At 65.5% G+C, this 22,742-nt stretch carries 20 protein-coding genes; 12 read left to right on the forward strand and 8 right to left on the reverse strand.

The window, feature by feature from the left end; translation table 11 throughout:
- Window positions 1-39: 39 nt before the first annotated feature.
- Genes MJ606_RS16810 through MJ606_RS16820 form a run of 3 tightly spaced genes read right to left on the reverse strand, consistent with a single transcriptional unit; the run spans window position 40 to window position 4,367 of the window.
- A complete protein-coding gene (locus MJ606_RS16810) occupies window positions 40-1,149 on the reverse strand; it encodes an SLC13 family permease (RefSeq protein ID WP_243050737.1) in 1,110 nt (369 codons plus the stop codon).
- Window positions 1,150-1,161: 12 nt separating this feature from the next.
- A complete protein-coding gene (locus tag MJ606_RS16815) occupies window positions 1,162-3,645 on the reverse strand; it encodes an FtsX-like permease family protein (RefSeq protein WP_243050702.1) in 2,484 nt (827 codons plus the stop codon).
- Complete coding sequence (locus tag MJ606_RS16820; protein WP_243050703.1) at window positions 3,642-4,367, reverse strand: ATP-binding cassette domain-containing protein; 726 nt, start codon at window positions 4,365-4,367, stop codon at window positions 3,642-3,644. The genes MJ606_RS16815 and MJ606_RS16820 overlap by 4 nt, the downstream gene beginning before the upstream one ends.
- Between MJ606_RS16820 and MJ606_RS16825 the strand changes: the two genes are divergently transcribed.
- The 5 genes from MJ606_RS16825 (at window position 4,366) to MJ606_RS16845 (ending at window position 8,594) form a co-directional block, all read left to right on the forward strand.
- On the forward strand, window positions 4,366-4,974 hold the full coding sequence (locus tag MJ606_RS16825) for an arylesterase (protein ID WP_243050704.1): 609 nt from the start codon (window positions 4,366-4,368) through the stop codon (window positions 4,972-4,974). The genes MJ606_RS16820 and MJ606_RS16825 overlap by 2 nt on opposite strands.
- 111 nt (window positions 4,975-5,085) lie before the next feature.
- A complete protein-coding gene (locus MJ606_RS16830) occupies window positions 5,086-5,817 on the forward strand; it encodes a response regulator transcription factor (protein WP_243050705.1) in 732 nt (243 codons plus the stop codon).
- Between the two features lie 21 nt (window positions 5,818-5,838).
- The gene (locus tag MJ606_RS16835; protein ID WP_243050706.1) at window positions 5,839-6,825 is read left to right on the forward strand and encodes a HAMP domain-containing sensor histidine kinase; all 987 of its coding nucleotides are present in this window, start codon (window positions 5,839-5,841) and stop codon (window positions 6,823-6,825) included.
- A gap of 314 nt (window positions 6,826-7,139) precedes the next feature.
- Entirely contained in the window at window positions 7,140-7,547 is a 408-nt protein-coding gene (locus MJ606_RS16840; RefSeq protein ID WP_243050707.1) for a PAAR domain-containing protein, read from the forward strand.
- An 18-nt stretch (window positions 7,548-7,565) separates the two neighbouring features.
- Window positions 7,566-8,594, forward strand: a complete 1,029-nt coding sequence (locus tag MJ606_RS16845) for a DUF2931 family protein (protein WP_243050708.1) — start codon at window positions 7,566-7,568, stop codon at window positions 8,592-8,594.
- A gap of 115 nt (window positions 8,595-8,709) precedes the next feature.
- Here MJ606_RS16845 and MJ606_RS18355 read toward each other — a convergent pair whose 3' ends face one another.
- Window positions 8,710-10,068: a 3-oxoacid CoA-transferase gene (locus tag MJ606_RS18355; RefSeq protein ID WP_279236944.1), complete on the reverse strand. Its 1,359-nt coding sequence runs from the start codon at window positions 10,066-10,068 to the stop codon at window positions 8,710-8,712.
- 165 nt (window positions 10,069-10,233) lie between these two features.
- Here MJ606_RS18355 and MJ606_RS16860 point away from each other — a divergent pair, with 165 nt between their 5' ends.
- Window positions 10,234-11,280 carry an isoaspartyl peptidase/L-asparaginase gene (locus MJ606_RS16860; protein WP_243050709.1) on the forward strand — a complete coding sequence of 349 codons (1,047 nt, stop codon included), beginning with the start codon at window positions 10,234-10,236 and terminating at the stop codon, window positions 11,278-11,280.
- A gap of 50 nt (window positions 11,281-11,330) precedes the next feature.
- Here MJ606_RS16860 and MJ606_RS16865 read toward each other — a convergent pair whose 3' ends face one another.
- The 3 genes from MJ606_RS16865 to MJ606_RS16875 form a co-directional block, all read right to left on the reverse strand.
- A complete protein-coding gene (locus tag MJ606_RS16865; RefSeq protein ID WP_243050710.1) occupies window positions 11,331-11,894 on the reverse strand; it encodes a response regulator transcription factor in 564 nt (187 codons plus the stop codon).
- A 101-nt stretch (window positions 11,895-11,995) separates the two neighbouring features.
- Window positions 11,996-13,273 (reverse strand): ATP-binding protein, encoded by a 1,278-nt coding sequence (locus tag MJ606_RS16870; protein WP_243050711.1) that lies wholly within the window; start codon window positions 13,271-13,273, stop codon window positions 11,996-11,998.
- Window positions 13,274-13,427: 154 nt separating this feature from the next.
- Entirely contained in the window at window positions 13,428-14,960 is a 1,533-nt protein-coding gene (locus MJ606_RS16875) for an oligopeptide:H+ symporter (RefSeq protein WP_243050712.1), read from the reverse strand.
- A 223-nt stretch (window positions 14,961-15,183) separates the two neighbouring features.
- Between MJ606_RS16875 and MJ606_RS16880 the strand changes: the two genes are divergently transcribed.
- From MJ606_RS16880 to MJ606_RS16895, 4 genes are all read left to right on the forward strand, one after another.
- Window positions 15,184-15,558, forward strand: a complete 375-nt coding sequence (locus MJ606_RS16880; protein ID WP_243050739.1) for a diacylglycerol kinase — start codon at window positions 15,184-15,186, stop codon at window positions 15,556-15,558.
- Between the two features lie 73 nt (window positions 15,559-15,631).
- Window positions 15,632-16,249, forward strand: a complete 618-nt coding sequence (locus MJ606_RS16885; protein WP_243050713.1) for a LemA family protein — start codon at window positions 15,632-15,634, stop codon at window positions 16,247-16,249.
- Window position 16,250: 1 nt separating this feature from the next.
- Entirely contained in the window at window positions 16,251-17,144 is an 894-nt protein-coding gene (locus tag MJ606_RS16890; RefSeq protein ID WP_243050714.1) for a TPM domain-containing protein, read from the forward strand.
- Between the two features lies 1 nt (window position 17,145).
- Entirely contained in the window at window positions 17,146-17,649 is a 504-nt protein-coding gene (locus MJ606_RS16895) for a TPM domain-containing protein (RefSeq protein ID WP_243050715.1), read from the forward strand.
- An 82-nt stretch (window positions 17,650-17,731) separates the two neighbouring features.
- Here MJ606_RS16895 and MJ606_RS16900 read toward each other — a convergent pair whose 3' ends face one another.
- Complete coding sequence (locus tag MJ606_RS16900; protein ID WP_243050716.1) at window positions 17,732-20,665, reverse strand: TonB-dependent receptor; 2,934 nt, start codon at window positions 20,663-20,665, stop codon at window positions 17,732-17,734.
- A gap of 354 nt (window positions 20,666-21,019) precedes the next feature.
- On the opposite strand from MJ606_RS16900, the gene lgt reads away from it, so the two are divergent.
- Both lgt and MJ606_RS16910 read left to right on the forward strand, forming a co-directional pair.
- A complete protein-coding gene (gene lgt, locus MJ606_RS16905) occupies window positions 21,020-21,850 on the forward strand; it encodes a prolipoprotein diacylglyceryl transferase (protein ID WP_243050717.1) in 831 nt (276 codons plus the stop codon).
- A 4-nt stretch (window positions 21,851-21,854) separates the two neighbouring features.
- Window positions 21,855-22,649, forward strand: coding sequence for a thymidylate synthase (locus MJ606_RS16910; RefSeq protein ID WP_243050718.1), 795 nt, complete (start codon window positions 21,855-21,857; stop codon window positions 22,647-22,649).
- The last annotated feature ends 93 nt before the right edge of the window (window positions 22,650-22,742 follow it).

Here is a 22,742-nt window from a genome sequence, read left to right on the forward strand (position 1 = left end):
AATGACCCGCTACGCTCGCCCCTTCGGGCATTCCGCACGCTATCCAAGCCAGCGCCACACCCCATAGACCAGCGGTGCGCACACCAGCAGAAAAGGCACCGACACCAGATGGAACAACCACCCACCGCGCGGCTGTTTCGCCAGGCGCAAGGCGATGAGATTGGCCAGTGAGCCGATGGCCATGCCAAAGCCGCCTACGTTGACCGCCACGGCCAGCGCCGCGGCATCCGGCGCGTGGCGCAGCAGCAATACGGTGGCCGGTACGTTGCTGATCAGCTGCGAGGCGACGATACCGCTCACGTATAGCGTGAGCGGGTTGTCCAGGTTCAGATCATCCAGAGCGTGTTGCACCGGTGCCAGCTCGGCAAAATGGCCCAGGCCAACGAAGATGGCGGCGAACGTGGCCAGCAGCAGCCAGTCCACGCGCAGCAGCGTGCCGCGCTCCAGCAGCGCGAACGGCACCAGCAGGAGCATCGCACCCAGCACCGCGTGACCGTGCTCCATCATCAGCACCATGCTGGCCAGCGCGCCCACCGACAGCATGGCCTGCGCAATCGATACCGGATGGCCGTCCACATCTTCCGCATGCAGCTGCACACGCCCGCGCGGCATCCACAGCACGGTCAGTGCGACCACCAGCACGAACATGGCGGCGAACACGGGCAGCATGGCGCGGGTGAAAGCGAGGAAGGGCAGCTGGCCGTACTGCCATAGCAACAGGTTCTGCGGATTGCCGATGGGGCTGAGCGTGGAGCCGGCGTTGACCGCCAGCGCTTCCAGGATCACTGCGCGCAGCACCGGCAGGTTGGACATGCCGCCGATCGCCAGCGTCAACGGCACCAGCAGGAACAGGCTCACGTCGTTGGTCAGCACCATCGACAGCAGGGCGGCGCTGCTGACCAGCAGCAGGCCCAGCCCGCGCAGCGAATGCACGCGAGCCACCAGCGCGGCGGCGGCGCGCTGCACCAGGCCGCTGTCGCGGATGCCCTGGATGCAGATGAGCAGGCCCAGCAGGCCGGCCAGCGTGGGCAACTGCAGCCAGCGCCGGTAGTCGCTTACCGGGCGTGGATCGGCCACGGCGAGTATCAGCGCCAGCAGCGCGAAGCCGAGCAGCAGGCGTTCCTGCGCGAGACGTTTGATCCCAGCCAGCGCCGGCAAAGCTCAGTTTTCCCGCAGCAGGCGCATGGGCGAGGTATGGCTGACGCGATAGGTGCCGGCCAGGCCCAGCAACATCACCACCACGGCGGCGGCAAAGGCGGCCAGCAACAGCGCGCCCAGCGGCGGCACGAAATGCTCGATATGGAAAATCGCATGCCCCAGCCACATCCCGGTGCCGGCCGCACCGAAGGCGGCGGTGAGTCCGGCCACGAGTCCGAGCAGCGCGAATTCGCATGCCGCCGCCGCGCGCAATTGCGAGCGGCGCGCGCCCAGGGTGCGCAGCAGGGCGGCCTCGTGGCGGCGCTCCTGCGCGCTGGCCGCGAGTGCCGCCGCCAGCACCAGGGCGCCAGCCAGCAGGCTGAAGCCCAGTACCCAGCGCACCGCGGCGCTGACCTGGTCCACGATCTCGCGCACGCGGTCGAGCATGGCATCCACGTCGATCAGGCTGAGGTTGCTGTAATCGCGCGAGAGCTGCGCCAGCGCTTCCGCATGCCCACGCGGCAGGTAGAAGCTGGCGATCCAGGTATGCGGCAGGTCGCTGGCATGGGCCGGGTCGAGCACCAGGAAGAAATTGACCCGGAACGAACTCCAGTCGACCTTGCGAATGCTGCCCACGCGCGCGTCCAGGCTGCCTTCGCCCACGTTGAAGCGCAGGATGTCGCCCACCTTCAGCGCAAACATGTCGCGCCACATGGTGTCGATCGACACTTCGGCCTGCGCCGGATGCTCGCCCGGCCAGCGGCCGGCGACCACTTCGTTGCTCGGCGGCAGCTCGCCGGCCCAGGACAGGCGCAGCTGGCGGTCGGCCCAGTCCTTGGCGCGTTCGTCCTGGAAGCTCAGCTGGTCGATCGGCTGCCCATTGATGGCGGTGAGCTTGCCCACCGCCAGCGGCAGCATGTTCAGCCGCTGCCCGCCCATGTGCGCAAGCGCTTGTTCGAAGCCATCGCGCTGGTCGTCCTGCAGGTTGAGCACGAACCAGTTGGGGGTGTCGGCCGGCAGCTCCTGGCGCCAGCCCTGCAGCAGCGCCGGTGCCACGATGGCCAGCAGAAGCAGGGCGACCAGGCCCAGGCTCAGCGCGGTGGCCTGCAGCAGGCTCATGCCCCGGCGCCGCGCCAGCGCGGCCAGGCCCAGCCGCAGTGCCGGGTGCGCACCGGGCGCCACCCGACGTGCAATCCACAGCAGCAATGCTGATAGCAGGGCCGCGATCACGGCCACGCCAAGCAGGCTCACGGCCAGCACGCCGGCCAGCCTGGCCGAGCCGCTCTGGCTCCAGATCAGCAACAAGGCGACCAGGGCGGGCACCAGGTACAGCGCATCGAAGCGCCGTACGCGCCGCGCCGCGCTTTCGCGGAACACCGCCACTGGCGGCACCTCGGCCAGCCGGGTCAGCGGTGGCAGCGCGAAGCCGGCCAGCACGGCCAGCCCCATCAGCGTGGCGGCGCAGGCGGGGCCGAGCGGCAGCACCGTCGGAACGGTGGCGAACAGCTGGCTGGCGAAGCCCCACACCAGTTGGGACAGCGCCAGCGCCACCAGCGCGCCGACGATCACCGCGGGCAGCGCCAGCAGTCCCAGCGTACCGACCAGCAGGCCCAGCACCTGCCGGCGCGGCGTGCCCAGGGCACGCAACAGGGCCACTTCGTTGGTCTTGCGGCGCGCATAGCGTTGCGCGGCAAGGGCGATGGCCACGCCGGAAAGCAGCGCGGAGAGCAGGGCGGTGAGGCGCAGGAAGGCGCTGGCCCGGTCGAAGGCGCTGCGCATGCGCTCCTGCGTCTGCTCCGGCGTGATCAGTTCGGCACCCTGTGGCAGGGTTTGCGCTTGTACCCAGTCGCGCCAGCCTTGCACCTCCGTCGGCTCGCCAGCGACCAGCAGGCGATGGCGCGCGCGGCTGCCCACGCCGAGCAGGCCCGCCTGTTCGGCGTCGCCGATATTCATCAAGGCGCGCGGCGCCATCGCCACCAGCTCGCCGCCATCGGGCTGGCGTACCAGCTCGCCGGTGACGCGCAGTTCGCGGCCGCCCAGTTGCACGGTGTCGCCCAGGCGCAGCTTCAGCGCGACCAGGGCGCGGTGATCCAGATAGGCGGCGCCGGCGGGCGGCCCGTTGCCGATGACGCTGTGGCCTTGCGTATCGAGCAATTCCAGCGTGCCGCGCAGCGGATAGGCGCGGTCGGTGGCCTGCACGTCCAGCAACTGGCTCTGGCCGTTGGCGAAGGCCACGCTGGGGAAGCTGGCGCCGGTGGTGAGCTTGAGCCCGCGTTGCGCGGCCTGGCTGGCGTAGGTGGCTGGCAACGCCTGCGGCGAGCTGATGCCCACGTCGCCGCCGATCAGTTCGGCCGCGCTGGCCAGCACGCCGCGTTCCATGCGGGTGGACAGCGTGGCGACCACGCCCAGCGCCACCACCGCCAGCAGCAGCGAAGCGCCCAGCGTGCGCAGCTCGGGCAGATGCCATTCGCGGCGCAGGCTGCGCAGGGACAGCGCGAGCAGCTTCATGGGGCCACCGCCGCCGAGGTGCGCGATGGTGTCACCACGCGGCCGTTTTCCAGTTCCACCTGGCGGTTGCAGCGCGCTGCCAGCTTGGCGTCGTGGGTCACCAGCACCAGGGTGGTGCGGTGATCGTGGTTGAGCGCGAACATCAGGTCGCTGATGTGGTGGCCGGTGCGCTGGTCGAGGTTGCCGGTGGGCTCATCGGCAAACAGCAGGCGCGGGCTGTGCACGAACGCCCGCGCGATCGCCACGCGCTGCTGCTCGCCGCCGGACAACTGGGCCGGATAGTGGCGGCGCCGCGCCGTCAGCCCGACCGCCTCCAGCGCTTCGCGGGCGCGGGCGCGGGCATCGTCGCGGCCTTCCAGCTCCAGCGGCAGCATCACGTTTTCCTCGGCGGTAAGCGCCGGCAGCAGATGGAACGACTGGAACACGAAGCCCACCAGGCGGCGTCGCAGATCCGCTCGGGCCTCCTCGTCGAGTTGTTCGAGCGCATGTCCATCCAGCGCGATATGGCCGCTGGTGGGCGTATCCAGGCCGGCCAGCAGGCCGAGCAGGGTGGTCTTGCCCGAGCCGGAGGCGCCCACGATGGCGAAGCTTTCGCCCTCGCGCACCTGCAGGGACACGCCGCTGAGGATGTCCAGCCGTCCTTCGGGGCCCTGGACCGACTTGCTAACATCGACCGCGTCCAGAAGGACGTGGCTGGAAAAACCGGAGGCATTGCCACTCATGCGTCGTTTCCTTTGCTGGCTGCTGCTGGCTGCCGTCGGTACGGCCCATGCGGCCCCGCCGAAAACCGTACTGGTGTTGGGCGACTCGCTGTCCGCCGCGCACAACATTCCGGTCGAGTCCGGTTGGGTGCATCTGCTCGGCGACCGTCTAGCCAAGATGGAGCCGCCCTGGTCGGTGGTCAATGCCAGCATCAGCGGAGAAACCTCGCTGAGCGGCCGCAACCGGCTTCCGGCGCTGTTGGCGAAGGTCCACCCGGCCGTGCTGGTGATCGAGCTGGGCGCCAACGATGGCCTGCGCGGCCTGCCGCTGGCGCCCTTGCAGGACAACCTGGCCGCCATGATCGACGCGGGCCGGCAGGCCGGGGCCAAGGTGCTGCTGCTGGGCATCGAGCTGCCGGTGAACTACGGCCCGCAATATCGCGATGGGCTGCGCGCCGTCTACGCCGACCTGGCACGCGACAAGCAGGCCGCGCTGGTGCCGTTCCTGCTCGATGGCGTCGCACTGAAGCCTGAGCTGATGCAGGAGGACGGCCTCCATCCGGTCGCCTCCGCCGAGCCGCAAGTCCTGGAAAACGTGTGGAAAGGACTGCAGCCGCTATTGCACTAGACGTGAAGCCGATCACAACTTACCGTGAACCGGTGATCGTCATTTCACATGACGCTCACGATGCGGATCGTTAGCTGTTCACCTTTGTGAAGTCTGCTTCAGGAGGTAAGGATGAGCTCACGCGACGAACAATCAGGATTGATTCTGCTGGTGGAAGACAACCGCCAGATCGCGGAAATGGTCGGCGAGTTTCTGGAGCGGCGGGGTTATTCGGTGGACTATGCCGCCGATGGCGTCAGCGGTTTGCACCTGGCCGTGTCCAACAGTTATGACGTGGTGGTGCTCGATCTGATGATGCCGGGCATGGATGGCCTGGACGTGTGCCGCAAGCTCCGCCGCGACGCCAAGAAATCCACCCCGGTACTCATGCTCACCGCCCGCGACACGCTGGAAGACAAGCTGGTGGGGCTGGAAGCGGGCGCGGATGACTACCTGGTCAAGCCCTTCGAAGTGCGTGAGCTGGAAGCGCGCCTGCGTGCGCTGATCCGCCGTGACCGCCGGCAGGTATCCACCGAGATCCTCACCGTGGGCGACATGACGCTGGACACCGCCACGTTGCGCCTGGTGCGCGGCGGGCAGGAACTGACCGTGTCGCCGATCGGCCTGAAGTTGCTGGCCATCCTCATGCGCGAATCGCCGCGCGTGGTGAGTCGCCGCGACATCGAGCGGGAGATCTGGGGCGACACGCTGCCCGATTCGGACACGTTGCGCTCGCACCTCTACAACCTGCGGCGGGTGATCGACAAACCGTTCGAGCGCCCGCTGCTGCATACCATTCACTCCGCCGGTTATCGCCTTGCCGATCTTGAATCGGAGGTAGCTTCTGCCTCGCAGCCGGCATGATCGCGCCCGTATGAGTTGACTATGGCCAGCAGGGGTAGTGCGCAGCCCGCGCGGATGTTTCGTCGCGGGCTGTTCCATCGGCGCTTGGCGATCATCTTCGGCCTGCAGTTGCTGGCTCTGGTGATCGCGTGCCTGATGGGTTTTTATGATGTGGCGCCCGTCAGCGCCGTGCTCGTGCTGATCGTGATCATCAGCGTGCTCGCGTGGCTGGCCGCCCGGCGGCAGTGGGCGCCAGTCAGCCGGCTGGCGCAGGCGGTCAGCGACTGGGACGAACAATCGCCCGACCTGATCGGCTGGCGTCCGGACGAACTGCCGCGCCGTACCGATGCCGATGTCGCCACGCTGGCCAGCAGCCTTTACGGTTTTGCCAACCGCATCGCCGGATACAACCAGCGCGAGCGCAACTTCACCCGCGACGCCAGCCACGAGCTGCGCAGCCCGCTCACCGTCATCAAGATGTCCGCCGACATGCTGGCGGACGATCCGATGCTGGGTGAATTCGGCCAGCGCTCCGTGCAGCGCATCAAGCGCTCGACACGTGAAATGGAGGCGCTGGTCGAGGCATTGCTGATACTTGCGCGCGAGTCCGACAACGGGCTTACCGAGGAAGACTTCATCGTCAACGACGTGATTCGTCACGAGCTGCCCGACGTGCTGGACATGCTCGAGGGGCGTCCCATCACGCTGGAGCTGGAAGAGCCCGCGCGCTTCATGCTGCATGGTTCGCCGCGCGTGTTCGCGGTGCTGTGCTGGCAGCTGATCCGCAACGCCTGCCAGCAGGCCGAGGGTGGCACGGTGGTGGTCGCGGTGATGCCCGGCGTGGTGACGGTGACCCATCGCGGCGAGATGATGGCCCCATCGGCGGCAGTGAACCGCCACGGCTTCGAGCTGGCCATCGCCCAGCGCATCAGTGAGCGGTTCCATTGGCCGCTGGAATTGCAGACGCGCGAAGGCCGCCGGCACATCGCGCGTATCCGTTTCCCGGATTCGACGCCGGTGGCGGCCTAAAGCCTGGACGTGCATGGCTTCGCGCAGTCATGCATGCTGCGAGGCCACGTGAGGCATGCTGGCGTTGCGATGTAGCCGCTTCGTTGGCCGTTCGATGCAGCAAGGTGATGAACCTACAAGGTTCGCCGGTTCCGGCCAATTGAGCGCCGGGTCGAAAGCGACGTAAAACCCTGAGACCTTGTATTCCCCATGGTTAGCACGTTGGTACCCGGTGAGTACGGGGCATAGCGCGTGGCCGCATGGCGCGCGCTTCCATCGGTATCCATTGACCAGCCGGCAGTTGGGTGCCTTCGCTTGAGAGACCGGGTATCGCCATGGAACAACGCAAGCTCATCACCTGCTGCGCCAGCACCGACCATGACGGCTATGTCATGGAGGGCTACGCCACCATGCGCGAGAAAGGGCATCGCGTGGCCGGCAAAGGCCATCGCGTGTTCTGCCCCCGATGCAAGGGCATCTACCCCATTACCGACGGCATCGGCCTGGTGTTTGGCTACGCCCCGGCGGTGGAGGAGAAGCGTTTGCTGAGTCGCCGCCACCTGCACCAGTCCGCGCACTGGACGCGGATGGGCTGGCAACCCACCTACACAGAACCCGCCACCCGCAATGCATCGACCAAGGCTACGTTGCCTGAACCTGGGGCTGGCCCCGGGCTGATCTTTCCCATGCGCCCCGCGAACCGGCGTGAGCGTCTGGTGTTCGAGCCCAAGCCGGACCATTGAGCAAGGAAGAAACTCCCTATGGATTGGCGTTATTTCGGCGCGTTGCTGCTGTTGGTGTCGCTGTCTGTGTGTGCTGGCCCGTCACCTGATGCTATGGATGGCAAGTCTGAATTCTGTCCGCAATGGACGGTAGGCGTTGTCACCCCCGCGTACATGGAGACCTGGGTGGAGGCGCTGGAGGTGCGTGATGACCGCGGAGGTGTCTTCAATATTCCGCAAGGCATGGCGGAAGAACTGGATCAGACCGTTGGCTGGGGACGTATCGGCCCCGGTGCCAACACCGGTGTGTATATCCGCAAGAGCGCGCCGGAGGAGATCTATGTGCGTTGGCAATCGCTGGTCGAACCGCAAACCTATACCTGGCGTTTCATCGTGCCCGATAGTTTGCGAAAGGCGCTGACAACCGAAGTCCCCATGGTGTGGCAGGGCAAAAGCGTGCAGGGCTGCCGTACCAACATCGCCATTGGCGTAGCTCCCGGTGGACATGTCGTCGTGTGGAACGCGGGACTGGGCTTCGAGCCCGTGGAAGTCATGCGCGGTCAGGCGGACGTGGAGCCGCTAGGCCCCGACCAAGGAAAGTATGGCGGGCGCTATGTACGTATAGGTGGCAAGGCCAAGCAGTACATCGCAGAACATGGCATCCCCTACGATTCCTGGGCTCCCCCGGCCTCCGCCACCATCGTCACCAATGCAGACGCGCTTGCCCACCCCGCGCCTGAGCCGCCGCTGATCGATATCGCCGCGCACCCGGAAGGCACTTATGTGCTGAGCGACCTGATGGAAGTGGCTTCCCGCGTGGTGCTGAAGGCGGACGGCAGCTTTCAGGCCGGCATCGAGCTGGGTGCTGCCTACGGTACGGCAACGGGCCGCTGGATAAAGCAAGGCAACACCATCACCTTGCAGCGCACATCACCGGGTCAGCCGCGCCCCACCCGTGGAGGCGCGGACGATCTCTCGCCGCTCTTTGATCGCATGCAGCTGACCATTGACGGTCCATGCCTGCGTACCGGACTCATGGGCGCTTCCGCCTGTTACCTGCGCCGTTGATGAATCAGGGAAGAGGGCGAACTTGTGGGGATGCCTCCGGGAGCGGTTAATCAGGGCCTGTCGTTGCATCGGAAAGTGCGGCCTCCGGCATGCGCCGGAAGGCCGCGCTGCGGATTTACGCCTTCAGTGAAGGGCTTACGGCGAACGCGCAACCGGTCTTGGCCTTGACGTCGTCCAGCGTCACGCCATCCTGCAGCTCGATCAGGGTGAGGCCCTTGCCCTTCTCGACCGCGAACACGCACAGGTCGGTGATGATCAGGTCCACGCACTCCTTGCCGGTGATAGGCAGGTCGCACTGGTCCTTGATCTTGGGCGAGCCGTCCTTCGCGTTGTGTTCCATCAGCACCACCACGCGCTTCACGCCGCTGACCAGGTCCATCGCGCCGCCCGGGCCCTTCACCATCTTGCCCGGCACCATCCAGTTGGCGAGGTCGCCATGGCAGGAAACTTCCAGGCCGCCCAGGATCGACAGGTCGATATGGCCACCGCGGATCATGGCGAACGATTCGGCACTGGAGAAGAAGCTCGAGCCCGGCAGTTCGGTGATGGTCTGCTTGCCGGCATTGATCAGGTCCGGATCCACTTCCCGCTCCTGCGGGAACGGGCCGATGCCGAGCAGACCGTTTTCCGACTGCAAGGTAACGTCCATGCCCGGCGGAATGTAGTTGGCCACCAGCGTCGGGATGCCGATGCCGAGATTCACGTAGAAGCCGTCCCGCAATTCCTTCGCGGCGCGCTGCGCCATGGCGGTGCGGATCGGGCTTTCCTTGCCGGTGTTGGCGCCGGCCACGGTGCGGAATTCGATACGCTTCTCGTACGCGGGGCCTTGGATGAGGCGGTCGACGTAGATGCCCGGCACATGGATGGTGTCCGGATCGAGTTCGCCCACGTCGACCAGTTCTTCCACCTCGGCCACGCAGACCTTGCCGCAGGTGGCGATCATCGGATTGAAGTTGCGCGCGGTCTTGCGGAACACCAGGTTGCCCAGGCGATCGCCCTTCCATGCCTTCACGATGGATACGTCCGCGTGGATGGCTTCCTCCAGCACATATTCCTTGCCGTCGAACAGCTTGGTTTCCTTGCCCTCGGCCAGCTTGGTGCCGAACGCGGTGCGCGTGTAGAAGCCGGGGATGCCGGCGCCGCCGGCGCGCAGTTTCTCGGCCAGCGTGCCTTGCGGCACCAGGTGCAGTTCCAGTTCGCCGGCCAGCACCTGCCGCTCGAATTCCTTGTTCTCGCCCACGTAGGAGGCGTACACGCGCTTGACCTGGCGGGTCTTGAGCAGCGGACCCATGCCGAAGTCGTCCACGCCGGCGTTGTTGCCGACGATGGTCAGCCCCTTGGTGCCCGCCGCCAGCAGCGCCGCGATCAGGTTCTCGGGGATGCCGCACAGGCCGAAGCCGCCGGCGGCGATGGTCATGTCGTCGAACAGCAGCCCGTCGAGAGCTTGCGCTGCGCTTGCATAAACCTTGTCCATTGCGATGCCTTCTTGCAGGGGAGAGCCAGCTGCCAAGGATACGACGGATTGGCGGCGGCTCGTGCTGTACGAAGGTCTGAGAGGCCCATCTGGATGCCACCATCCGGATGAGCATGGTCGGGCGGCTGGCTATACTCGGTGCCAGTGCCCCGGGGAGTATCGTCAGTGAAGCTGTGCCGTCTTTTCGCCGCGATTGCGGTGTTGGGAATCGCATCCGTGAGCCATGCCGCCTCGCCGATACTGGTCATCCACGGCGGTGCGGGCGTGATCAAGCGCGAGATGAGCCCGGCCAAGGAGAAGGCCGTGCGCGCCGCACTCGCCCAGGCCCTGCAGAACGGCTACGCGCAGCTGAAGGCGGGCAAGACGGCGGTCGATGCGGTCGCCGCGGCGATCACCGTGCTGGAGGACGATCCGAACTTCAACGCAGGCAAGGGCTCGGTGTTCACCCATGACGGCAAGAACGAGCTGGACGCCGCCATCATGGATGGTTCGACGCTGGAGGCCGGCGCGGTCGCTGGTGTGCATCGCGTGAAGAATCCGATCCTGCTGGCCCGCGCGGTGATGGAAAAGTCGCAGCATGTGATGCTGGTGGGCGATGGTGCGGAAGAGTTCGCCAAGTCGGTGGGCATCGAACTGGTCGACCCGGCCTATTTCCGCACCGAGGAGCGCTGGCAGCAGTTGCAGAAGGCATTGAAGGAAGATGCCGATCACGCGAAGCATTCGGACGTAGAGACGGCCAAGCACTTCGGTACGGTCGGCGCGGTGGCGCTGGATGCGCAAGGTCATCTTGCCGCAGGCACTTCCACCGGTGGCATGACCGACAAGCGCTGGGGCAGGGTGGGCGACTCGCCTATCATCGGTGCTGGCACCTATGCCAATGCCGGCTGTGCGGTGTCGGGCACCGGCTGGGGCGAGTACTACATTCGTACCGTGGCCGCGCACGAGATCTGCATGCGCGTGACGCAGATGCGTGTGCCGCTCAAGCGCGCGGCGGCCGAAGTGATCAACCAGGAAATTCCGTCGATGGGCGGCAACGGCGGCGCCATCGCCCTGGATGGCGACGGCAATGTGGCCATGCCTTTCAACACCGATGGCATGTACCGGGGCTGGATCGGCGCGGACGGCGTGCCACACGTAGCCATCTACGGTGATGAGAACGACGGCACGGCCGATCCGCTGCCGGCGGCGGCCGATTCGTCAGGGCAACCCTGACGAATCGACTTGAGCGGGCCGTTTGGGCGCGACCCGCGGCACGATGCGGGTCAATCTTCGCTATCGGGCCGTTCCCGCACCGGATGCTTGCTCAGCTTGCGCTGCAGCGTACGGCGATGCATGCCGAGGCGGCGTGCCGTTTCGGAGATATTGCCGTCGCACTCGGTAAGCACGCGCTGGATGTGCTCCCATTCCAGGCGCCGCAGCGCCAGGGGCGCTTCCGGGGCGTCGATGAGTTCGTCGTCGCCTGCATTGGTGTCGCCATCGAGCAGGGCGCGCACCACGGCGTCGGCGTCCACGGGCTTGGACAGGTAGTCGTGGGCGCCACGCTTGATCGCTTCCACGGCGGTAGCGATCGACGCGTAGCCGGTGAGCAGCAGCACGCGGATTTCCGGAACCAGCGCCTGCAGTTCCGGGATCAGCCGCAGGCCGTTTTCCTCGCCCAGCTTCAGGTCGAGCACGCAATAGCGAGGCTGGTGCCGACGGGTCAGGGCGCGGGCCTCGTCGGCGTTGCTGGCGGTGATCACCTCGAAGCCGCGCGAGCCCAAGGCGCGTGCAAGCACGCGGGCAAAGGTGGCGTCGTCATCGATGATCAGGAGTTGCTGGTCGCTCATGTAGTTCTCCACCGGCCTGTGGCCGAATGCGCCCATTGTTCCGGATGCGGCAACGCATGCACATGCGTCCATGCATCCCTGTGGCTATCTGCCGCAGGTGATTATGGCGCCGCGATGACCGCCAGGGGCAGGCGCAGACTCATCTGTGCGCCGTTGTCGGTGTTGTCGGCGGTCAGTTCGCCTTCCAGCCGTTCAGCGGTGGCTTCGGCCAGGGCCAGTCCAATGCCCAGCCCGGTCTGCTTGAGGGACTGGCCCAGCGCCGCCGGCTCGCCGGTTACGGTAAAGCCCGGGCCATAGTCGCGCACGATCAGTTCCAGCCAGCCCTGGTCGCATCGGGCCGTCAGCGCGACGGCCTGCGAGCCGTTCACGGCGGACGCATCCACGGCGTTGTTGAGCAGGTTGATCAGGGCATGCCGCAGGCCACGGGGCGTGCGCAGCAGCGTGCGTGCGTCGTCCTCACTCATGCTGAGTTGCAGGTCTGCTTCCGGACGCAGCAGCTGGAAGCGCTCCAGGCAGCCATGGATGAAGCTGGCCAGCGTGAGCTGTTCCGGCACCTGCGAAAGCTGTGCCTTGCCGAAGGCGACCATCTCGCGAAGGATGGTGCGGCAGCGATCCACCTGGCCCTCCAGCAGCGCGAGATCCTCCGCCAGCGGTGCGTCGCCCGCATGTTCGCGCCGGATTTCGGGCAGCAGCGTGCGCATGGTCGACAGCGGCGTATTGAGCTCGTGCGCCGCGCCAGCGGCTTGCGTGGCAATGGCCAGAATGCCCTCGTCGCGCAGGCCGCGCTCGCGCACGCGCTGGATTTCCAGCTGCTGCAGGCGCACCGCGCGCGCCAGCCGATTGATGAAGAATGCCAGCAGCAGCGCCATGATCACGAAATTCACGCCCATGCCCAGCACGTGCAGCGAAAAGCCGCTGGCGGTGGTGCCCTGCATGGGCGTTGGCAGCGGCACATACCAGAACAGCAAGATGAGATAGGCCACGCCCACCAGCGCCGCCACGGCGAACACCGCGCCCACCGACAGCGCCGCCGCACTGAGGGCAATGGGCACCAGCAGCAGCGTGATGAAGGGGTTGCTGGCGCCACCGGTGAAATGCAGCAGATAGCCCAGGATCAGCGTGTCCACCGCCACGTGCAGGATGGTTTCCCATTGCCGTATCGGCCAGGGCTGGGCCAGCCGCCAGGCGGCAAACACGGCGAACACGGCCAGCAGGCCGATGCCCACCAGCAAGGGCAGCAGCGGTATGTCCAGCCTCATCCACAGCGCACAGACCAGCACGGCGGCGCTCTGTCCGGCGATGGCGCAGATGCGCAGCCAGGCCAGGCTGCGGAAAAGGGTGCGAGGGCCGATGCGTTGCTGGGAGGTGGGGCGTTTCATGGGCTTCCCTTCCTCTCCCCAGGGGGAGAGGAGCGAGGTGAGGGGCGGATGCTCGCGACAAGGCTGCAACAAGGCGGCCTTCGAATAAAGCTTTATCGCAAGACCGCCCCTTCGACCCCAGCCTCTCCCCCGAAGGGGAGAGGGCGGTGAAGCATCAAGCCTCTTCGCTATGCACGGCCGGCAGCGGCGTGTGCGCTTCGGCGTGGCTGCGCGACAGGCGGCTCATCAGCGGCAGCATCACCACGGCGACGAGCGTGCAGGCGATGCCCACGAAGCCGAGCTTGTTGAACAGGCTGATGTAGATGTTCAGCGACTCGACCGGGTTGCTGATGTTCTCCGGCATGGCGGCGAGGTTGGCCACCACGCTGCCCAGGTATTGCGAAATGCCCACGGCCACGTAGTAGGCGCCCATCATGAAGCCGCCCATGCGCGCCGGCACGTAGCGGGCGATCATGGCCAGGCCCAGGCCGCTTACCAGCAGTTCGCCCAGTGAGTACAGGCCATAGCCCCACACCATCGTCCACGACGACACCTGGCCGTCGACGGCGTTGATCGCGCCAAAGCCGTACATGAAGAAGCCCAATGCCACGGCGCCAAAGCCCAGTGCGAACTTGAAGGCGACGGACGGATCCTTGCCGAGGCGACCCAGCGAGTTGTAGATGAGCACCAGCACGGGGCTGAGGATCACGATCCAGATCGCGTTGAGGTTCTGGTACTGCTCGGGGATCCAGTTGAACAGGTGAGTGCCAAACACGTCGAACGAGAGGTTCACGTTCTTCTGCGCGAACAGGTTCAGCGAGGTCGCCATCTGCGCATAGAAGATGAAGAAGAAGATCGTCTGCACGGTGAGTACCAGCGCGGCGATCAGGCCGGCGCGCTCGCTTTTCTCGGCGCCGCGGATCAGGTGGGCGAAGATGCCCAGGATCACCAGGCCGGCCAGGTACACGCAGATCTTCGCCGCCAGCAGGCTTTGCAGGATGAAGGCGGCCACCGCGACCAGCACCAGCGATGCGGCCACCAGGGCGAGCACGCGCTTGCCCTGCACGGGCTGTTCGTCGGACGGCGAGCCGATGTGCGCCAGCGTGCGATGCATCAGCGAGTAGTTGATCAGGCCCAGCGCCAGGCCCACGGCGCAGGCGCCGAACGCGGTGTGCCAGCCCATCGCGTCACCGTAGTGCTCGCCCACGTAGTTGCGGATCCACGGCGTCGCCGTCATCGAGACCATCGAGCCGATGTTCACCGCCATGTAGTAGATGGTGAAGGCGCTGTCGATGCGCACGTCGTCGCCCTCGTAGATCTTGCGCACGAGGTTGCCGGCATTGGGCTTGAAGAAGCCGTTGCCCACGATGATCACGCCCAGCGCGGTGTACAGCAGTGTCGGGTTGTTGGACGGAATCCACAGCATCGCGTAGCCGAGCGCGAGCACGACGGCGCCGGTGACCATGGTGCGGCGTGTGCCGATAAGCTTGTCGCCCACCCAGCCGCCGATGGCGGGCGTGGCGTAGATGAGCGCGGCGGCCGCGCCCCAAACCAGGTTGGCCTTGCTATCGACAAAGCCGAGCTTCTTCATCATGTAGGTGACCATCAACACCTGCATGCCGTAGAAGCCGAATCGCTCCCACATCTCGATCAGGAAGACGGTGCTGAACGAGCGGGTCTGGGAGACCGGTGGATTCTGGATTGCCATTCAATTGTCCGTACACGTTTTCATACAACGACCGCGGGGCGGCCGGCTCGCGCAACCCGGAACCGGGTCACAAAGGCCCGAAGGGTAACCCATCCGTCATTCAGGCGGCATTGCACCGCCGCACGCAGGAACCTGCGATCCCGCCGGCTGTGGCATCATTGCCGGCTTGTTGCCCGCGCTTGCGGGCGCGGCTGTGCCGCAGGCTCAAGAGGACGACGACACCATGGCCGCCAACGGTTTTCGCGGGCCCAGACAGATATGGAATGCCTTCAGGTGGTCCATGAAGGGGTTGCGCGCCGGCTGGCGCCACGAGGCGTCGTTCCGGCTGGAGGTCTGCCTGGCGGTGGTGCTGGTGCCGCTGGGGCTTTGGCTGGGCAACGGCCCGCTGGAAAAGATCGCCCTGGTGCTGCCGCCCGTGCTGGTGCTGTCGGCCGAGCTGCTCAATTCGGCGGTGGAGGCGGTGGTGGACAAGGTCAGCCCGGAATTTCACGAGCTGGCCGGCCGGGCCAAGGACATGGGCTCGGCGGCGGTCTTCCTGCTGCTGATGATGACGGCGCTGAGCTGGGGCCTGATCCTGGCGCCCCGCCTGTTTCCCTAGATTGACGGGAGCCGCATTGCGCCGGTCACGGCGGGATGCTGCAATGGTGCATCCACCGGATCGGAGCACCCCCATGAAATTCCTTCGCGCGCTTGCATTGCTGCTGGTCGTTACTGGCCTCTCAGGCTGCGGCTATAACGCCATCCAGCGCCAGGATGAGGCCGTCAAGGCAGCCTGGTCCGAAGTGCTCAACCAGTACCAGCGGCGCGCCGACCTGGTGCCCAACCTGGTCAATACGGTGAAGGGCTATGCCCAGCACGAGGAGCGGGTGCTTACCGAGGTGACCAACGCGCGCGCCAAGGTGGGCAGCATGCAGCTGTCCACCGACGACTTGAACAACCCGCAGAAGCTGCAGCAGTTCCAGGCGGCGCAGGGTGAGCTGTCCAGCGCGCTGTCGCGCCTGATGGTGGTCAGCGAGAACTATCCGCAGCTCAAGGCGGACGGGCTGTTCCAGAACCTGCAGGCGCAGCTGGAAGGCACCGAGAACCGCATCACCGTGGCCCGCAATCGTTATGTGCAGGCCGTGCAGCAGTACAACTCGATGATCCGCACCTTCCCCAACAATCTCACCGCCAAGATCTTCGGCTACCAGGTCAAGCCGAATTTCTCGGTGGAAAACGAGAAGGCCATCTCCACCGCGCCGACGGTCGATTTCGGCAACACGCCGGCGCCTGCCGCCTCGGCACACTGACATGACCCGGCGCTTCACGCGCCTGCTGCTGATGCTGGCGGTGGCCCTGCTGCCGCTGGCATGGCTGCATGCCCAGGACCACACCGTGGCGGTGCCGACGCTCACGCGTCATGTCACCGACCTTACCGGCACGCTTACGCCGCAACAGGTCGACCAGCTCGATGCCCAGCTGGTGGCGCTGGAAAAAAGCAAAGGCGCCCAGCTGGTCGTGCTGATGGTGCCCACCACCCAGCCGCAGGACATCGCCGAATATTCCCTCGCGGTGGCGGAGGCCAACAAGATCGGCCGCAAGGGCACGGATGACGGCCTGCTGCTGCTGATCGCCAAGAACGACCGGCGCGTGCGCATGGAAGTGGGATACGGGCTGGAGGGGGCGGTGCCGGACGCCGCCACCGCACGCATCACCCGCGAATACATCGCGCCGAAATTCCGCACCAATGACTATTACGGCGGCATCAGCGACGCGGTCGGGGCCTTGACGCAGCTGATCAACGGCGAGGCACTGCCACCACCGGTGGAAAGCGCCAACCATCAGCAGCATGGTTTCAATTTCGGCAATGTGCTGCTGATCGGCGTCTTCGCCGCCTTCTTTCTGCGCGGCATCTTCGGTCGTTCGTCCGTGTGGTTCCGTACGCCGCTGGGCGCGGCGATCACCGGTGGCCTGCTATGGCTGCTCGCCGCTTCGGCGGGGGCGGGCATCATGGGTGCCCTGATCGGCGGCGTGCTGATGTTGTTGCCTGCCGGCGCCGGACGCTCGATTGGTGGTGGTGGCTGGGGTGGCTTCGGCGGCTGGGGCGGCGGCGGTGGTTTTGGCGGCGGCGGCCTGGGTGGCGGTGGCGGTTTCAGTGGCGGCGGTGGCAGTTTCGGTGGTGGCGGTTCATCAGGGAGCTGGTGACATGGCGCGTATGCAACGTCTGCTGATGAACCTCTTCGACGGCTGGTTCCAGCTGCGCCGCCGCTTTCCCAAGAGCCTGCTCGACGAGATGGCCGTGGCCATCGCCAGCGGCGAGCGCGAGCATCGTGGCGAAATCTGCTTCGCCATCGAATCACGCCTGGCACCGATGGCCGTACTGGAGGGGCTGGACGCGCAAGCGCGCGCGCGGCAGGTATTTGCCCAACTGCATGTGTGGGATACCGAGCACAACAGCGGCGTACTGTTCTATGTGCTGATGGCCGAGCATCGCGTGGTGATCATGGCCGACCGCGGCGTCGCCGCGGCGGTCAGCCGGCAGGAGTGGGACACGATTCGCGACCACATGCTCAGCAGTTTTGCCAGGGGGGCGTGGCGCGAGGGTTGCCTGGATGGCATCGCCGAGGCGCATGCGCTGCTACTGCGGCACTTCCCCGGCAACGACAAGGATCAGCCGGACGAGCTGCCTGATCGACCGGTGTTGCTGTAAGACGCTTGCGCCGCAAAAAAAGCGCACATAAAAAAAGGCGGGCCCGAAGGCCCGCCCATCAGAAAGCCAAACGCTTGCGCGCTTAGAACTTCTGGTTGTACGAGATGTACCAGTAACGGTCGATGTCGAACGCCGGGTTGTACGGCGAGCTGCCGGTGCCCGAGGTGGTCACCGAGTAGTAGTACGGGCCCTTCTTGTTGAAGATGTTGTTCACGCCGACGGTGAACACGCCCTTCCACGGCGCCGTGTAACGGAACTGGGCGTCGTTGAACGCCACCGAACCCTTCTGGCTCATGCCCGGGCCGTAGCTCCACCAGGGATTGGTGTAGTTCGGCGAGCTGCACTCGTCCAGTTCACCCGGGATGTTGTCGTAGCACATGTCCTTCAGACCCGAGTAGTAACGGATCGTCCAGCTGGCGCCGAACTGCTTGTAGTCCCAGTCGACCTGCAGGTTCGAACGCAGGCGATACATGCCGTCTTCGCCATACATGAAGCCGACCGGGGTCTTGGCGACCGCGCCCGGACCGCTGACGATCTCGTACTTGGTCAGGTAGGTGCTGTCCGATGCGATGCGGAAGCGGCCGAACGAGGTTTCCGGCAGGCGGTAGTGGATACCGACGTCGTAGCCTTCGGTCTTCAGGGTGCCCAGGTTGTACAGGCTTTCCGTCAGGGTGGCGACCGAGCCCGCGGCCAGGCCGGTAGCGGCATTGGCGGTGGGGGAGCGGGTGAAGTCACCGCAGAACGACGGATCGTTCTGGACGTAGCAGTAGTTCAGCGTGTCCTGTGCGTCCACCGACGTGATGATGTTCTTCACGTAGATGTTGTAGTAGTCGACCGTGAAGTCGAGACCTTCCACCTGATGCGGGCTGTAGACCAGGCCCAGCGTGCGGGTGATCGACGTTTCCGGCTTCAGGTTCGCGTTCGAGGAAGACAGGAACGCAACCGGGGTCTGGCTGCCGTTGTTGTTGGTGATCGGCTTGCCGGTGGTGCTGTTGACCTGCTGATAGCCAGCCGGCACGCCGGAGGTGGCGCAGCGCTGCGCAACGGCCGCATTGTTCGCGGCGGCACCGAACACGGAATCGCACGGATCCAGGAAGGTCTCGAAGCTCTGGCCGCTACCGCCGTACAGGTCGCTGATGGTCGGCGCACGGAAGCCTTCGGCGTAGGTGCCACGGACCAGCAGGTCCGCGAACGGACGCCAGCGGAAGCTGTACTTGTTGTTGGTGGTGCTGCCGAAGTTGCTGTAGTGCGAGTAGCGGCTGGCAACGTTCAGGCCGAGTTCCTGCGCACCCGGCAGGTCACGCAGCAGCGGCACGTCCAACTCGGCGTAGGCTTCGTTGGTGTTGTAGGCGCCGCTGGTCGGGGCTGCCGCGAGGTCGGTGGTCAGGCCGGCCGAGACATTGGCATCCGGGCGGAAGTTGCCCTTTTCGCCACGATGCTCGACGCCCACGGCGAGGTTCACCGTACCGGCCGGCAGATCGAACAGGCCACCGGACACATTGGCCGTGTAGTCGTCGGTCGAACTGGTCTGGCGGTTGGTTTCGATGTAGTTGATGTAGTTCAGCACCGACTGCGGCGTGGCGCCCGGACCGGCCAGGATGTTCCACGGTACGCAGCCCGCGGCACGTGCGGCGGCGTTGGCGCAGACGAGCTGGCCGTTCAGCATTTCGGTCGGGCCCAGGGCGTTCTGGGCGTTTTCAAGGTTCAGGTTGCCCGAGCCGACCTGGCGGATCTTGTTCTGCGAGTAGGTATAGCCCGCATCCCAGTTCCAGTCATGACCGAGGAACTGGAAGTAGCCTTCCACGCCGACGTCGATATGGGCCAGCTTGGAGTTGCCCCAGGTGATACGCGGCAGCTCGGTGGTGCGGCGGTAGAACGACACGTCCTGACCCGGGAACGGGTTGTAGGCGTTGTCGCCGCTCAGCACCACGCCGGTACCGCCCGTCGAGAACGGGTAGCCGGCGAGCTGCGACGAGGTATCGCGCGTGCTGTAGCTGGCCAGGCCGTGCAGGGTGATGTTGTCGGTCAGCTTGTAGCGATCCTGCACGAACAGGTTCTTCAGCTTCGAACCCGCACGGAAGGTCATGTCCTGCTGCGAGTTGTAGGAGTCAGCAACGGAGCCATCGTACAAGTGGTAATTGGCGAGGTTGCTGGAGTCGGTGGCGCCGTGATTGATCACGTACTGATTGGGCACCCACTTGCCGGCGGCATTGTAGGAGCCCGCGCCCGGCGTGCCATCGGCACGCGGATCGATGATGCGGCCATACGGGCCGGTGCCGCTGAAGCCATCTTCCGGATGACGCGGGCCATCGGCATAGCTGGTCTCGCTACGCTCGCTGTTCCACATCGGGTCGGTGTTCTGATACGAGGCGCCGATGATGAGCGAGTTCTTCTCGGTGCTATGGCCCCAGGTGAAGTCGTAATTGGTCGTGGTGCCGTCGCCTTCGCCGTTCTGGCCGTAGTAGACGTTGGCTTCGGCGCCGTCGAACTTTTCCTTGGTGATGATGTTGACCACGCCGCCGATGGCGTCGGAGCCATAGATGGACGAGGCGCCGTCCTTGAGGACGTCGATGCGGTCGATCATCGAGACGGGGATGGTCGACAGGTCGGTCAGGCCCGAGAGGCTGGTGCTCCAGCGACGTCCATTGACCAGCACCAGGGTACGGTTCGAACCCAGGTTGCGGATGTTGACGTAGCGGCCGCCGACGTCAGCACCGGAGGACAGCGTGTCCTGCGGGGTGATGTCCGGAGTGCCCGCGGACGGCATGCGGGCGATGATGTCGTTGACGTTGGTCAGGCCGGTGGCCTGGATCGCGGCACGGTCCATGGTGAACACCGGCTGCGAGGTTTCCACATCCACGCTGCGAATGCGCGAACCGGTCACCGTAACGGTTTCGAGGCTCTTGGCCGAGCTCTGGTCAGCCTGAGCGGGGGCAGCATCCTGTGCAGCCACCGACCACGTCTGCAGCACGAGCGCTGCGGCGATGGCAGTAGCCAGCAGTGTCTTTTGCTTCATTGTTGGAACTCCGAACAAAAAATAGCCATCAGCCAGCGCGCGAGGGCTGGGCAGCTGGATATGGGGATGGCGCGTAACGCCCTGGGGAAGGGCCTCCGTGCCGTGGCATCGCCGGGCTTGGGGGACAGGCGATGTAATCCCGAAGTTAAAACAAAGTGACGTGTAGGTGCAAGCCGGTTGTCACGTTCAGGTGGTAGCCATTTGATCAGTGGGTTTCGATCAAATAAGCGCCCGGTTTGGGATGACTGCCGGAGCAGTCCCGGGCATGGCGCGAGATGGGAATGCTTTCATCGGAGGCATGTCTGACAAGGCGTGGCCCGTTACACTGTCGCTTTGTTGCCGCCTTAGTTGCCCATGACGCAGCCCTACACCGTCGCTTTCGACCCTGTTGCCTTCCACGTGGGGCCGCTTCAGATCCACTGGTATGGCCTGATGTATCTATGCGGATTTCTGGGCGCATGGCTGCTGGCGGAATACCGCCGCCGAAAAGGCCGCCTGCCGGTTACCAGCGAAGCGCTGGGTGATCTTGCCTTCTACGTGATGATGGGTGTGATCGTTGGCGGGCGCGTCTGGTACATGCTGTTCTACGCGGATATCCATTGGATCTGGACCGACCCGCTTGCGCTGTTCCGCGTATGGGACGGCGGCATGAGCTTCCACGGGGGCCTGCTTGGCGTGCTGGTGGCGGGGCTGTGGTGGTCGCGCCGGAACGGGGTGCATTTTTTCGACACCATCGATTTCGTGGCGCCGATGGTGCCGATCGGCCTTGGCCTGGGCCGGCTGGGCAACTTCATCAATGGCGAGTTGTGGGGCAAGCCGTCGGACGTGCCCTGGGCGATGATCTTTCCCAACGCGCCCGATCGCCTGCCACGCCATCCCTCGCAGCTGTACGAGCTGTTGCTGGAAGGCGTGGTCATGTTCACGGTGCTGTTCCTGGTGTCGATGAAGCCCCGGCCGCGCTACCTGATCTCGGGCCTGTTCGGGCTGATGTATGGCTGCTTCCGTTTCGCGGTGGAGTTCGTGCGCGTGCCTGACCCCCAGCTCGGCTACCTGGCGTGGGGCTGGCTGACCATGGGGCAGATCCAGTCGCTGCCGTTGATCATCATCGGCATCGTGCTGCTGGTGCTGTCGCGCAAGGCGCCCACGCTGCGGCCGTACACGGTTTCGCTTCCGGGCAAGGAGTAAGCGCATGCGTGCCTATCTGGACCTGTTGCAGCATGTGCTCGATCACGGCACCGAGAAGGCCGATCGCACCGGCACCGGCACGCGCAGCGTGTTCGGCTGGCAGATGCGCTTTGACCTGTCCAAGGGGTTCCCGCTGGTCACCACCAAGAAGCTGCATCTGAAGTCGATCATCCACGAGCTGATCTGGTTCCTGCAGGGCGACACCAACACGGCGTACCTGAAGCAGCACGGCGTCAGCATCTGGGACGAATGGGCCGACGAGCATGGCGAGCTGGGCCCGGTCTACGGCAAGCAGTGGCGTGCCTGGCCAACGGCCGATGGCGGTGTGGTGGACCAGATCCGCTGGGTGGTGGACGAGATCAAGCGCAATCCTGATTCGCGTCGCCTGGTGGTAAGCGCCTGGAACGTCGGCGAGCTGCCCAAGATGGCGCTGATGCCGTGCCATGCGCTGTTCCAGTTCTACGTGGCGGACGGCAAGCTGAGTTGCCAGCTGTACCAGCGCTCGGGCGATATCTTCCTGGGCGTGCCGTTCAATATCGCCAGCTATGCGCTGCTTACCCACATGATCGCGCAGGTCTGCGACCTGGACGTGGGCGATTTCGTGCATACGCTGGGCGACGCCCATTTGTACAACAACCATGTGGAGCAGGCGCACCTGCAACTGTCGCGCGAACCGCGGCCGTTGCCCCGGTTGCAGCTCAACCCGCAGGTGCGCTCGCTGTTCGATTTCCGCTTCGAGGACGTCGCCATCGTCGGCTACGAACCCCATGGGGCGATCAAGGCGCCAGTGGCGGTTTAACGCAATTGGCAAGGTATCAAACGGACGTGGATGCGTCGGCGCATCCTGTTAAGATCTGTCGGCGCGACGCCGTCGGCCGGCGGCGCGAGCCGC

The organism is Dyella sp. RRB7 (genome assembly GCF_022761115.1).
Classification (GTDB): Bacteria; Pseudomonadota; Gammaproteobacteria; order Xanthomonadales; family Rhodanobacteraceae; genus Dyella.